We start from the raw sequence: 14,320 nt of genomic DNA, 5'->3' as shown, positions 1-14,320 counted from the left end.
TCCTCCCAAAGATTCCGTTTCGTTACAAACGGAGTTGATGATTAAAGTATACCTCACTGTGTGCGTATTTCAAAAAAACGCAAAATCCCTTAGTTACTTACCGGAATACGTGCAGCCCAAGTAGCTGCCTGCAAGATCAGTTTACGTAGTGCTGGATGGCGGAAGGATGGCTCATGATGCCCAGGCATAAGGAACACTACTCGTCCTAAACCATAGCTGTGGCACCATGCAGCTGGAAGCCATTGACCCTCCGATTCATACTGAAGAAGAATAGTCCGATCTGTGAACGGATCAAATTCGAAATGATAAGGCTCTTCATCCAGCTGGAAGTCTTCAACGCCCTCAGTAATGTCATGCTCTAGCACCTTAAAATTCATTGGCTCGTAAGCAGTGTGACCATTAAAGCGTCCACCGATCAGCTGAGCTAGTTCGTTACGCTTCGTCAATGAAGCACCTGTATGAAGAACAATCAGTCCTCCACCACCGCTCACATAGCTGAGTAGGCCAGCGGTTTGCTGAGGAGATACAGTTTCATTCCATAATTCGTTGTAGGCAATGCATAAGTCATAACTTCCCAAATGCTCAATACGCATCATTTTTTTATTTTCTGAACACTGAACGGTTAATAAATCATTTAAGATCTCGCTAATTTGTTGGTCCACTCCTTGAAGTGGATGGAAACGGGGATGGGTATAATCACCAAGTAACAGACATTTTCTTTTGTCCATGGGGATCCTCCTCCTTATTCATTGTTATTATTCATCACATGTTGCCTATATTCTAAGGAAAACTGCTGCGAATGTCCATGCAGATGGCAGGTTTACTACTCGTAAGGCATCCTCTTCCGGGTAAAAAAGCATCCCCACCCATTGAATCCGGCGGGAATGCTTCTGAATAGTAACGTAAATCTTGTAAAGCTTCCGCACACTGTGGTCTAGCGATTCGCCGCCACATATTTGCCCAACTCTACAATCATGCTTCCCATCCGTTCATGCTCAGGCATGATGATACGTTGTAGGCCCTCTTCTTTTAGAGCCTCAGAGGTAATACGCCCTACAGAAACAGCAAGCACTTTATCCTCGAAAGACCTTAGCATCTCCTCCAGCTTGCCCTGTTCCCGAGCAAACTGAGAGAGGAAACGAAATTGTGGCGCACTTGTAAAAGCCACGGCATCAATCTTACCTTCTATGATTTCTGTAAGCAATCTTTCAAGCTCACCCGGTTCTGGTAGAGTATGACGATACGGCAGCACTTGGCGGGTATTCGCCCCAGCCTCCTGCAGCCATGCGAGCATACGAGGAGCTGGATCGCCGTGCAGCTGCAGTACGACCTCCTTGCCCTTCAAATCCAAAGATTGAAGCCCACGAATCAATCCGATCGTACTTCCGTCGTCGTCACGAACCTCCGGCGTAAGTCCTCTTTTTTTCAAAGCATTCACTGTCTTATAACCCCGTGCAGCAATAATAGAACCAGAAAGGACCTCTAAGAAACGCTCAGCGATATTAAGGCGTTCAGCCGTTTGGAAGAGAGCATCCAGTCCCATGCCTGTGGTAACGATCACCAAATAAGGTGGATGGCTGATCCATGAATTCAATCCTTCCTCCAATGCCTCATCATCAAGAAAGACAGTACCTTGAGCAGGTCGACATAACGCCGTCCCCCCCATATTTTGCACCAGCTTGGCCATCTCTTCCGATTTGCGCGGACCCGCCAAGGCGACCGTGAACCCCTTCAGTTGCTCTGCCATGTACTATTATCTCTCCTCTCTCCGTTGCCTAACCCAACATTATTGTTTATCAGTATACTTGCAAAGGGCTGCAAAAGGGAAGATAAAAGCATCGTTTTCCTATATGAAATATATATTATTACTAGGAGGAGTGTATTTTAAAGCTACTCACAAGCTTTTGCAGTTCCTCCGCAAGACGGCTAAGGTCGGTAGACGAAGACGCCATCTCTTCAACAGAAGCGAGCTGCTCTTGCGCTGCCGTCGCGATGGTCTCTGTATTCACAGCCGCTTCTTCAGAGATGCCGCGAATCTCTCCTATAGCCTTCTCCATGTGATCTGATTCCACCAATAAGGTCTGTACAGCCCCACCCATTGCCTCGATCTTCTCTGCGGCACTCTTGACCGCTCTACGTATACGGGAGAAAGAACGTCCGGAAGTATCCACGGCCTCTATCCCTTCGGTTACGCGCTGCTTTGTGTCTTCCATCGTATGAGTCACCAGCGTCATCTCACTATTAATGGCGGTAATCTGCTCTGCAATCAAATGCGCTGATCTCTCTGATTCCTCTGCCAGCTTACGCACTTCAGCAGCAACAACGGCAAATCCACGGCCATGCTCTCCAGCTCTGGCCGCCTCAATAGAAGCATTGAGAGCTAACAGATTGGTCTGACGGGCAATCCCTGTGATGACGCCGACAATGCCCTCAATTTGACCGGTCCTTTCATTTAGCTTGTCGATTACACTGCCAAGCTCTCCCACCGTTCTATCGATACCATTGATCTTATCCACCACGCTGATGACGGAATCATTTCCTTCCGAAGCAGAGAGTGAAGTCTTGTCCATCATCGCAGACACCTGCTCCATATATACGGAAATATGATCCACTTCGCTTGTCGTCGCCGCTGTACTTTCCATTCCTTTGCGTACACCGATCACCTGCCGTTCCGTCCCTGCCGCTACCTCCTGAATCGCTATCGTCATTTGTTCGATTGTTTGGGCATTCTGCTCCGCACTGGCAGTCAGCTCTTCGGCTGAAGAGGAGACATTACTCGTCATCTCCTGCACACCTATGATCATCTCGCGCAGGCTGAGCACCATTAATTGAAAGTTCTCGGCTAGCATGCCAATTTCATCTTTGCGGAAAGCTCCCATGTCTTCGGACAGATCCCCTTTGGCTATCACGGCAGTTGCTTTCCGCAAACGGATCAGAGGCTTCAAGATAGATTGAATATTAAAATAGATTACGATCAGTGCAAGCAGAACGGAAACTACAATTACAAGCAGCGCTGTATTGCGGATTCCACTCGTTACTGAAGTCACTTCATCTATGCTTATCGTGCCTCCGATTCTCCAGCCCGTAAGCTCATTTACCATAAACGTCATCTTTTTATGCGTACCCTTGTAGACATAATCAAAAGTACCTTGATCTTCCTCAAACATTTTCTTTATAAAGTCATCGGATGACTCCAGCCCAATAGCCTCTGTTGGATGAACAAGATATTTCTTGCTGTTATCCAGGATAATAATATATCCTTCCTTGCCCACCTTGGTCGCGGTCAATTCTCCTAATGCAGATAGATTGAGATTCAGGGTTATTACCCCGTCACCGCTCTTCAGGACCGTTGATATCGCGATCGCCGTTTCCTGATTCACAGTTTGAAAGGCCGGAGAAATCACAACACCTTTCCCGTGCTTCAGAGAATTAATATAGGCACTTTCCTGCCTGGGATCATAGCCTTCGGGCAGCTTGGCTTCCGAAGCATGGATCGATTGCCCTCTGCTTGTACTAACATAAATATCTAGCACATCAGGATGTAGCACAGCATATTCCTTTAATCTGTCCTTCATAGAAGCTACCGTCTCTCCATTTGCCTCACTGTTGGTCCCCTCAGCGGTGAACTCAGCAGCAAAATAAGAAATAGCATCTATTTTCGATTGAATATTCGAGTTGATGATTGCATCTACTGCCTCAACACTTTCGGTAGCATTGTTCACCAGTTGATCTTCCACTTCATGGCTAGCAGATTGATAGGTTCGCCAACCGATAATGATACTGGGCAACAGTAGAACTAATAGGTATGTCAGAATTAATTTGGTTCGGATACTCATACCCGCTTTTTTGTTCATAGATGTCATCACACTCTCTCTCTTCGAGTCTTAAAGAAGGACTTATTTACCAGACTTACTATATAATTATATATCCTCCTTTGGAACCGATTTTCCTCCTATCTTTCTTCATTTTTCTCATCATTCTTAAAAATTGTCATATAAACGCAACAAAAAGACCGCCTCAAAGAGAGCGATCTACTCAAATAAGCCTATTTCTTATCATTACCGTAGCAAAAGGCTCCGGTTCTTTCATCCTAGTTCACGTTCTTATTCTTGCAGTTCGGGCAGACGCCTCCGAATACCACATGAGCATGACCAATGGTATAACCTGTATCCTTGGCCACTGTGTTCATCCAGTCTCGTGGAACTTGATTCATTACCTCATCAACCGCACCGCAAACCTCGCAAATGATATGCTGGTGATCATCCATGCGGGCATCATATCTGCTGGCAGCCTCACCAAGCTTAAGCTCACGAATCATTTGTTTATCTGAAAGATAACGAAGAGAGTTATATACAGTACCGTATGCTAAGCTATGACCTTGTTCTACTAGCCGGTTCATTACTTCCGCAGCAGTGGGATGGTCATGTGAATTAAGGACGATATCGTAAACGGCTTGACGTTGGGAAGTCAAATTTAGACTTTTCATTGCTATCATCCTCTAACTTGTTTTTAGATCAAGTATAAATCGTGAATGTAAGAACGTCAATCCCACTTTTATCCACTCATTACTTTCTCAGTTACTTAATCAATCCTGAATATTTGATGTTAACATCAGCTTTGACCTGAAAATCGAGCCCGGCATAGAGCCTCTTCCACACTTCCATTTCGGTATCATTATTAAAATGTCTAGCTCCATAGTGCAGCCCCCACCCAAAAGGATCCAAACCGCTCGTATGAATTTTTTTCAGTAATGCTAAGATATCATCTTCCAATTCTTTCTCGCCAGCTGCCTGAATTTTTTTCAACTTGCTATGTGTCACCAAATCCGGGCTGCTACTCTCTTCGAGGATCCCTTTAATCTTAATATGGTATCGAATAGTAGCTTTTCCGCTCTCCGTATTTAGTATCTTGTAGTCCGAGGATGATCTCTCTGTGTAATACTGATACATGACCCCCTCAATATGGGCTGGCAAATTGGTCCGTAAGTTGGAGCGCGACAGCAGATTGTATAGCCGGGTTTCGTTCGGTGTAAGCACCATCTTGATTTTCTCGCTATCCAGTAGAGCGATTTTATCAATTAAGAACTCGCTCTTCCCTTTGGCCTCGATAATCGGCAAGATCGGATCAATACCCTTCTCATAAATATTTCTCATCAGCTGAAAGGAATACACACTAGCAATAAATGGAGATTCCGTTCCCTGACCACTCATCGCCAGAATAAGAGAATTCGATGGGATACGCTCCGATTCGGGTCGTACCTGCAGCACTTGAAGTGCCTCCGGACGCCCGACTGCAAAATTAACAATAAGCTGGACATCTCTGCGCCGCACGGCCCAATCCATAACATGCTGAATATCTTTACGTGCGATCCCTTCTCCCAAAATAATCGATTTACAATGGGAATAATCAAGCTCCTTCTCCACTTTTGACTTCATTCTGCGGAGCGCTTCCGAAATACTAGGGGACTCTTCGGTTAATATCTGCATCTTCTCATCAATCTTAGTAACTTCCCCCTGTGGGATGGCCAGTTTCAAGCTGATCTTGAAAGTCCCTTCTTCTTCACCAGGGTCAACACCGATCGCCAGTACGAATATCCTTAAATCAATTTCTTTGAAGTCACAGCCGGCAAGGAGTAGCAGTAATACAATTCCTATTGCACTAAGTGCTTTTCTCACAACCTCTGCCTCCTTACTTTGCGATAACAATAAAACAGCAGAGCGATTAAGAACATCTCACCAAACCAGCGGATCTGTAGAAACCAAATACCCAACACGTTGAGCTGATATTGATCCATCCATATTAAGGAGAGGACCAGTCCGCTAAACAAGCACAGGATGAGCCACTCTTTCCACTGCTCTGCCTTCTGCGATTTTTTTTTCGTAGATGAAATAGCACCTTTGAATAACCCTAACCCTACATGCCAATGAACAATTACACTCACCAGAGATAAAGTCATGTAGGCAAAATAAAAAATAAACAACATCCGTTCAATAATAAAGGATTCTATCCGGATACTGTCTGCCGTCGAGAACCACGTATATACATGTCTCTCAATCGCAACAGTACCGAAATAACCGATAGGGACTAAAAAGGTTACGAGAAGTACGAGAAGTCCTTCCACCCCTAAAATCCAGACATGCTTTAGCTTTAACCCATGAAATACCCGATTAAAGATGGCTAGATTAATATAACCACTAAAAGAAAAGGTAGCTGCCGAAAGACTCATCAAATCCGGCTTATGCCAGATGTATGTAGTGATCTGCAGAACAGAATCCCAATTGAAGTCCGGATTGGTCAGCGCCTTTACGATGCCATAGACAATTAACGGTAATGTAACGAAAAGAATGATTTCAAGACCATACAAAAGTGATAGTGAATCAAAGCGACAGCAGATGCAGACCAATATCAGAAAGCCGATCACGACAGTATATGGGCTTGAATTCGGACTGACATACCGCAGTGTAATATCTACAAAGGAAAGCAAGGTAACCCCACCAGCCACACACCATAACCCCGCAAAAAACACTAGTAAGGGTTTGACTAGCAGCTTAGGAAGAAGAGGGGTAAATATTTCCGGAAACCCCTTTCCAGGAAATTTAGCAATCAATACAGTAAATATATAGACAAACAAAGTGCCAAGGACCGTTGCAATCAGTATGGAGAACAAAGCACCGTCAAAGCGTCTGTCTATTAGTTCCCTAGGAACAAAATTAATGATGTTGATCAAGCTGTTCATCAGAAAAAGACAGTAGAAATAACGGCTTTTGGCCATCAATGTTCCCCGCCCTTCTTCTTACCAAGGTTATCAAGAAAAAACAATCTGAAATAAGGTTGTCCAAAGCTACGCTGATTGCATAAATACATCGCGAATCCTACAACACAGACCACTACACCAACCATTCCTAGAACAGCGGCAGCTATAAGAAAAATGTACTTCAGCACGCGTATCGACAAGCTCATCATATTCAGAGGAATCAGAAAATTGGATATCGCAACGGCAGAGACTAATATAATCATAATATTACCTACAAGCCCTGCCGCGGTAGCTGCCTGACCTAAGATTAGACCTCCGACTGTCGTGGCCGTAGGACCAATCGCTTTGGGCAGCCGTAAACTGGCCTCGGTCAGAAATTCCATCATCATAAGCATTAAGAGTACTTCCACAAAAGATGGATAAGGCACGGTCGCGCGACTACCCGAAATGAGTAGTGCAACCTGCACACGAATAATCTCTGGGTTATAAGAGGTAAGTGTTACATAGATCGCAGGCAGCCATAACGTCATGCACACACCGATAATTCGGAGTAGCTTTAAGAAACGGCCCACAATAGGAAATTGGATCTTATCATCCATGGATGTAAAAAAATCATTAAATATGGAGGGCAACACTATCGCATATCCCGTTGTATCCAGGAGTATCGCTACTTTTCCTTCAGACAAATTAAACACAACTCTATCAGGTCTTTCAGTAATAATAGACTTAGGGAGTATTCTCAATTTATCACTGCTTATAAACTTCTCAAGTTCTCCCGTAGCCTGTAAAATATCAACCTTTAGGGTATTCATCTTCTCCCTTAATTCCGCTAATACATTATGATCAACACGACTGATGTCGTATAGGATGGCCACTTTTGTTTTGGAGACATCGCCGATGATCATGGTTTCCATTTTGAGATTAGTGGATTGATAGCGACGGCGAATCATGTTCAGATTAACCGCAATATCCTCCGTTAGTGCATCTGAAGGTCCCTGTGAAATGCTTTCTGCAGACGTTTCACTAACACCACTGCTCTCTGTACTCATCGCGTCAAAAAAACAAATCACATCATTTATGCTAAGAAGAACGTAGCCACTAAGCAAAAGATCGATCGCTATTTCCTGCGTAGTCTCCTCTTCCGTGCCCGGATACGTCGTAATGTAATCAAGATAAGCGTTAGTATCCCCCATCTCATAAAACGGCGTAATCACATGGCGACTGAGCGTCTGCGAATCTGTAACGCTTTTAATATAAAGTAAGTTGATCTGCCCAAAAGGTGCAACGAGCGTTCTATCAATTAAATCGGCAAATCCGTCCAACTCACCCTTGATCCATTCCAGAGAAACATTGTGCTTATCCTGTTGAACTGACATGGATCATCCCTCCTATTTATCCTGCGCTTCCCGGATGCCACCTTATTTTGGCACTATTTCTCTGAATTCATGCACTGCACATATGAATACAGAGTTTCTTTTAACGGGACTGTGGTAATAAATGAAATGAGCATTGTACAGATGGAGGGATAATAAGATGGATCCACACCGTAAAATAACGCAAGGTCTTCCGCAATTTCCAGAATCAATATGGCGTGACACTACAGATTTACCGACCTTTCCAAAGCTGACTGAAGATATTTCTACAGATGTCGCTGTGGTGGGCGGCGGTATTACAGGGATTACAACAGCCTATCTCTTAAGCAAAGCCGGATACAAAGTCGCACTCTTGGAGGCAGGGGAAATCCTCAGCGGTACTACGGGTTTTACAAGCGCCAAGATCTCCACTCAGCACGGATTAATCTATCATCATTTGCTGAAACATTTCGGGGCGGAGAATGCCCGGCGCTATTATCAATCGAACAATGAGGCTATGAATTGGATCTTAAAAACGGCTGAAGAACTTGAAGTGTCTTGTGACATGAAACGTGAAGCGGCCTATTTGTACGCTGATGCTGAAGATCATAAAACGCTTAAACAGTTGGAAGAAGAGTATAAAGCCTATGAACAATTAGGCCTGCCCGGTGAATGGCTGGATAACGTCTCTATCCCTCTGATGGTGAGCGGTGCGATTAAACTGCCAGGACAAGCTCGCTTTCACCCCCTGCAATATCTGAAGGCCTTATTGAAGGTTATCGTGGAAAAAGGTGGCGTGATCTATGAGCATACGATGATGGCGGACAAGGTGGAGAAGAACGATACGCTTACGCTTTTTACGGAAAAGAATGACTTCCGTATCACCTGCCGTTACGCTGTGTCAGCTTCTCATTTCCCCTTCTACGACGGAGGTGCGTTATATTTCTCGCGACTGCATGCTGAACGTTCCTACTGTCTGGCGATCCAGCCCGAAACGGATTTTGAGGGTGGAATGTATTTAAGTGCCAGCGAACCAACCCGTTCTCTGCGTGCAGTGGAGTGGGAAGGCCAGAATCTGATTATCGTCGGGGGTGAGAATCATAAGACGGGCCAAGGCATTTGCACGATAGGTCATTATGAGAATCTGGAGCTGTTCGCAGGCCACTTGCTGGGCATCAAATCGATCCCTTACCGCTGGTCAGCACAGGATTTAATTACGCTGGACAAGGTCCCCTACATCGGCAAGATTTCGAACAGCGAAGAGATTTATATCGCTACCGGATTCGGAAAATGGGGCATGACAAGCGGTACCTTGTCCGCTCAAATTATCTCCGATCAGATTCAGCGTAAGGATAATCCATACACAGAGCTATACGATCCATCCCGCTTCAAAGCTGGCGCCAGCCTAAAAAGCTTCTTCGTTCAAAATGCCAATGTGGCAAAAGAGCTTGTAGCGGGCAAAGTAGAAATCGTCCATAAAAAGACAAGTGATTTGAAGGCAGATGAAGGGGCTGTTGTCTTCCATGACGGTAAACGTGTGGGAGCTTATAAGGATCCGGAAGGGACGCTTCATCTGGTAGACAGAACCTGTACACATATGGGCTGTGAATGCGAATGGAACGATGGCGACCGTTCTTGGGATTGCCCTTGCCACGGCTCCCGTTTCTCCTATGATGGAGAAGTCTTAGAGGGACCTGCATCCGTGCCGCTGACGAAGCTTTACGAATAAATCATTTCATTCGTGGAAACAAATGATGGATTCATGGAAAATAACATCGCTATACATGGAAATTTTCAAATCGTTTCCTTCGGCGATTGTGAATGCTCTATAGCATTCAGGTATAATAGGACATGAACGAAGCATTAGCTTCAAAAATGTTTAAAGGAGCGTGACGTTAGAGATGGATTTAAGAGGAAAGAGTGTTGTGATTACTGGTGCAGGCAAAGGGATCGGCAAAGCCTTAGCCATGGCACTAGCTAAGGAAGGTGCTAATTTGGGCCTGATCTCCAGAACTTCAGGCGATCTCGAAGCGTTAAAATCAGCCTTAACGGAAGTATACGACGTTAAAGTCAGCATTGCCGTTGCGGATATCGCTGTACGCGAAGAAGCTGAACGTGCGGTTGCTTTCTTGCAAAATGAGCTTGGAACATTTGACGCATTAATCAACAATGCCGGAATTGCAAAATTCGGCACTTTGGTAGAAATGGACCCTGCCGATTGGGAAAGTCATATCCAAGTCAATCTTTACGGTACCTATTATGTAACTCGCGCTGCGCTGCCAGCTATGATTGAGAAGAACGGTGGAAACATCATCAATATCTCTTCCACTGCCGGAGAACGCGGCTTTGCTACAGGCTCGGCTTACTGCGCATCTAAGTTCGCACTGATGGGCATGACCGAAGCCCTCGCACAAGAGGTGCGTAAGCACAACATCCGCGTCGTAGCCTTGACTCCAAGCACTGTTAACACCGGATTAGCTTCCAACGCTGGACTTAAAATCGGTGACGAAGACCGCATGATGCAGCCTGAGGATGTAGCTGAATTGGCTTTAACAGCCTTGAAGCTGCCGGATCGTGTCTTCCTAAAAACAGCAGGACTCTGGACCACTAATCCGCAATAAAAGGGAGCAGCTGGTTCTACGCCATGCTCTGATTGCACTTGTTCAGGAGAATGCGGCTGGATGTAGGAGGAAGAAGCTTGGATTGTTTTGTTGCAATTTGTGATCGATAATCCCTCAGGCTCTAACTCCTCTCGATGCTCTGATTGCACTTTGTGCAATAGAATGTCTCTGGTGGCGGCTAAAACTTGGTTTGATTGCACTTTGTGCAATCAAACTGGGGAAAAACACTACTTTAGGCGATTTAACCTTAATTCAATTGTACAGAGTGCAACAGAATACCTTTTGTAGACTAGTTCCTGGCTATTCTGTTGCACATTTTGCAATCAAACTTCACTTTCATCACCAGAGTAAGCAACTGGGGTTTAGGTACTTATTTAATTGTTAGTAATAATAATATTGTGGTGCTTATATTCTTCTTATAGTTGTGATTGGTACTTATAGTTACGATAAGTAATTGTAGTTAAGGGCCGTTACATCGAGCTCTAGTCACTACTAGGCGTTCGAGTAGCAATAGTTGCACTTTGTACATCTATTCAGCGTAATTAGAGGATCCTTCACAATTTAATTGCACTCTGTGCAACTAAAAGCAGGCAATTTTCAACCATTCGCCAAATTCATGGAATTTAGTTGCAGAGAATACACTTATCGCTTCGTTTTTAACGAAACAGAACTTTTAAGTGTATAAAGTGCAATTATATATTCAACCTATTGTTTATGTATGGATATCACACTACTGAACGGAGGTTTACCTAATATGCTAGTAGTAACTAATACAATTAAGGTTAAAGAAGGTCATGGTGAAGCCATTGCTCAACGTTTCGGAGGAAATAATGGTGTACAGGATATGCCAGGATTCGTCCGTATGGAGGTGTGGCAAGGAAGTGCCAAAGAAGGTGTTGAGGAATTAAAGATCTGTACCATGTGGGAGAATGAGGAGGCATTTAAAGGCTGGACCTCCAGTGAATCCTTTCGTCAATCACACCGCGGTGCTGGTGGGAATGAAGCCATTCTTGGTGCTTCGATCGACAAATATAAGCTGATGATCAGCCGAACACCCGGCACCAGCAATTAAGCATTGGGTTTCGACCATGACAATAACAACAGGGATGCCCTAAGCCAATATGGCTTTGAGACATCCCTGTTTATTTTTACAGTGTGTCGCTTATTGCTCATTACTACGAGGCAGAGCTTGCTCCACCTCTTGATGTTTCCCCGGCCAGAATGCCCATCGACCAAAAAGTGTCGTAATAGCGGGCACAAGGAACGGACGTACTACGAAGGTATCAAGTAGAATACCTAGAGCGGTGATGATACCAAATTGCACAAGCACCTGAATCGGTAAGCTAGCTAATACAGCAAAAGTACCTGCCAGAATGAGGCCCGCAGAGGTAATTACCGAGCTGGTCTCATTCACGCCTTCCGCGATGGCCTGCTTAAGCGGCATGCTCTTACGCTTTTTCCAAATATTAGAGATCATAAAGATGTTGTAATCTTCTCCAAGTGCCACCAGGAATACAAAGGAATAGAGCGGGATCGCTCCCTGAATGGCATCTGCGCCCATCACATAATGAATGATAATCCAGCCTAAGCCAAGTGCAGAGAAGAAGGAGAGAATGACCGTTCCGACCAAATAAATAGTCGCCACTATCGAACGCAGATATATCAACAACAGCAAAGTGATCAACCCGATAACAACAGGGATAATCAGATCGGTGTCACGATCTCCGATTTTTTTGGTATCATACTGCGTTGCTGTCTGACCACTTACCCACACATGATCTGAAGGATTCTCTACCCCTACATCAATCAGCGCTTGCTCTGCTGTTGCTAGAAGGGCTGGAATATGCCCCATCGCTTCAAGTGAATAAGGATTGTTCTTAAATTCGATATCATAACCCAGAATATCCTTATTCACAGCGCCCTGCTGCGGATCGGAAACCGTGTCCACATACGTGAGCCCTCCGAGAATGACTTTAAGATCCTCTCCACTCGCTTGCCCCTTAGTATCAATAATCAGTTTAGCGGGTGCTAGTTCTCCCGGAGAAAACTGCTTACCAATGAGGTCGAACCCTTCGCGGGACTCCATATTTTTAGGAAAAGAAGAGAGGATATCATACGTAAACTTGATTCCACTAGAGAATGAAGCCAGAATCCCCAGTCCGATGACAGTCACTCCTACGATAGCCCAAGGTCTGGAAACTACAAATCCGCCAATCCCTTTTTTATGGGAGACTTTGGGTTCTGGAGCTGGTTTTCCTTTAGCCTTAGCCCGTTCAACCTCCATTTGCGGCGTGCGCGGAATGAATGGGAAGAACGAGGTCCGTCCGAAGATCGCCAAAAGTGCAGGTACAAGCGTTAAGCTAGCAATTCCCATAATGAAAATCGACACGCTGAACGGTATTGCAAAACGATGATAAGCTCCATACTTAGCCAGCAATAACGCAAACAGCGCGAGCACGACGGTGAAGCCACTCATAGCGATGGCGCCTGAAGATTCGGTAATGGAGCGAAGAAGCGCACGACTCTTACTCTCTTCTACCTTCAACAACTGCCGGAACCGTGAGATCAGGAACAAACAATAGTCCGTACCCGCACCGAACAACAGAACTGTCATGATGGATACTGCCTGTGAATCCACGGTGATCCAGCCTTCTTGCGCCATTTTCCCAAGAATCGGACTAGTTACACCATAAGCGAATCCAACTGCAATAAGTGGAATAAACGCCAAGATCGGCGAACGATAAATCACTAATAAGAACACCAGCACAAGCATGACCGTAGCAATTAACAAGGAGACGTCAGCGTTCTGAAACAGGCCTGAAGCATCTATAGAGATGCCCACTGGACCCGTAACACGTAAACTCAGGTCTTTTCCATCTACCTTAGCCGCGGAGGGGTCTCCACCCGTCTCTGTGTTTATGATCTTCTTCATTTCTGTCACAGCTTCACCGAGCTGATCACTATCTGCCGTTTTATCAAAAAGCACCGGGGTTACCAGTGTACTAAGATCCTCAGATAATGAGGCTTGCAGTGCCTGCGGCGGCAGCTTCCCTAGTGGGGGAACAAAGTTCTGATGGGGTAACGGTAGCTGCTCCAACTTGTTGTATACAGCAGTGATATGTACTAAATCGTCTTGTGAAAGCCCGCCTTCTCTATGCCATACGAGCAATGCAGGTACTCCGCTTCCACTTGGAAACTCTTGTTCTGCAATTGCTGTTGCCTGTATTGATTGTGCATCATCTGGGAGATTGGGCGCATTATTAGCAACTTGAGAATTCACTGCAGGCCATAATAGGGTAAGTGCACCTACTAGCACTATCCATACGAGAAGAGTAATCCATTTCGTCTTTTTTCCTGCCACCCATTTACCGTAGCCTGACATTCCCTTCATCCTCTCCTTTACCTTCCCGCCTTAAAAATGAGCCGCGGGTCATTTTTAATTCTATCATATATATGCTTTAATTTTTAATCAAACTTTTTTTATTTTTCTGAAAAATCAAAACACCTCATCACATATAAAATACCCCTCTCTTCACATATAAAATCAGCAACATGTGAAAAGAGGGGTTTATGGTTTGCTATACTTTTTCTTT

The 14,320-nt window shown here is 44.9% G+C and carries 11 protein-coding genes; 3 read left to right on the top strand and 8 right to left on the bottom strand.

Annotated elements, in window-relative coordinates; genetic code table 11:
- Nucleotides 1-89 precede the first annotated feature (89 nt).
- From ACQKMP_RS17005 to ACQKMP_RS16975, 7 genes are all read right to left on the bottom strand, one after another.
- Nucleotides 90-728, bottom strand: coding sequence for a ThuA domain-containing protein (locus ACQKMP_RS17005; protein WP_042192549.1), 639 nt, complete (start codon nt 726-728; stop codon nt 90-92).
- Nucleotides 729-934: 206 nt separating this feature from the next.
- A complete protein-coding gene (locus tag ACQKMP_RS17000; RefSeq protein WP_042192551.1) occupies nt 935-1,747 on the bottom strand; it encodes a uroporphyrinogen-III synthase in 813 nt (270 codons plus the stop codon).
- Between the two features lie 121 nt (nt 1,748-1,868).
- Complete coding sequence (locus ACQKMP_RS16995) at nt 1,869-3,863, bottom strand: methyl-accepting chemotaxis protein (protein WP_042192554.1); 1,995 nt, start codon at nt 3,861-3,863, stop codon at nt 1,869-1,871.
- 227 nt (nt 3,864-4,090) lie between these two features.
- Nucleotides 4,091-4,486, bottom strand: a complete 396-nt coding sequence (locus ACQKMP_RS16990; protein ID WP_042131422.1) for a Fur family transcriptional regulator — start codon at nt 4,484-4,486, stop codon at nt 4,091-4,093.
- Nucleotides 4,487-4,577: 91 nt separating this feature from the next.
- Nucleotides 4,578-5,675: a Ger(x)C family spore germination protein gene (locus tag ACQKMP_RS16985; protein ID WP_427470086.1), complete on the bottom strand. Its 1,098-nt coding sequence runs from the start codon at nt 5,673-5,675 to the stop codon at nt 4,578-4,580.
- Nucleotides 5,672-6,772 carry a GerAB/ArcD/ProY family transporter gene (locus ACQKMP_RS16980; RefSeq protein ID WP_042194655.1) on the bottom strand — a complete coding sequence of 367 codons (1,101 nt, stop codon included), beginning with the start codon at nt 6,770-6,772 and terminating at the stop codon, nt 5,672-5,674. The genes ACQKMP_RS16985 and ACQKMP_RS16980 overlap by 4 nt, the downstream gene beginning before the upstream one ends.
- Nucleotides 6,772-8,130 (bottom strand): spore germination protein, encoded by a 1,359-nt coding sequence (locus ACQKMP_RS16975; RefSeq protein WP_427470084.1) that lies wholly within the window; start codon nt 8,128-8,130, stop codon nt 6,772-6,774. The genes ACQKMP_RS16980 and ACQKMP_RS16975 overlap by 1 nt, the downstream gene beginning before the upstream one ends.
- A 157-nt stretch (nt 8,131-8,287) precedes the next feature.
- Between ACQKMP_RS16975 and ACQKMP_RS16970 the strand changes: the two genes are divergently transcribed.
- The 3 genes from ACQKMP_RS16970 (at nt 8,288) to ACQKMP_RS16960 (ending at nt 11,799) form a co-directional block, all read left to right on the top strand.
- A complete protein-coding gene (locus ACQKMP_RS16970) occupies nt 8,288-9,835 on the top strand; it encodes an FAD-dependent oxidoreductase (protein WP_427470082.1) in 1,548 nt (515 codons plus the stop codon).
- Between the two features lie 172 nt (nt 9,836-10,007).
- Nucleotides 10,008-10,727 (top strand): 3-ketoacyl-ACP reductase, encoded by a 720-nt coding sequence (locus tag ACQKMP_RS16965; protein ID WP_341059256.1) that lies wholly within the window; start codon nt 10,008-10,010, stop codon nt 10,725-10,727.
- A gap of 754 nt (nt 10,728-11,481) precedes the next feature.
- A complete protein-coding gene (locus ACQKMP_RS16960; RefSeq protein WP_042192566.1) occupies nt 11,482-11,799 on the top strand; it encodes an antibiotic biosynthesis monooxygenase in 318 nt (105 codons plus the stop codon).
- Nucleotides 11,800-11,889: 90 nt separating this feature from the next.
- Here the strand turns inward: ACQKMP_RS16960 and ACQKMP_RS16955 are convergent, their stop codons facing one another.
- Entirely contained in the window at nt 11,890-14,118 is a 2,229-nt protein-coding gene (locus ACQKMP_RS16955; RefSeq protein WP_427470079.1) for an MMPL family transporter, read from the bottom strand.
- Between the last annotated feature and the right edge of the window lie 202 nt (nt 14,119-14,320).

Source organism: Paenibacillus sp. NPDC101420, from assembly GCF_050277435.1.
Taxonomy (GTDB): Bacteria; Bacillota; Bacilli; order Paenibacillales; family Paenibacillaceae; genus Paenibacillus_AQ.
Note: the sequence above shows the minus strand (reverse complement) of the source record. Positions and strands in the feature narration are given on the sequence as shown.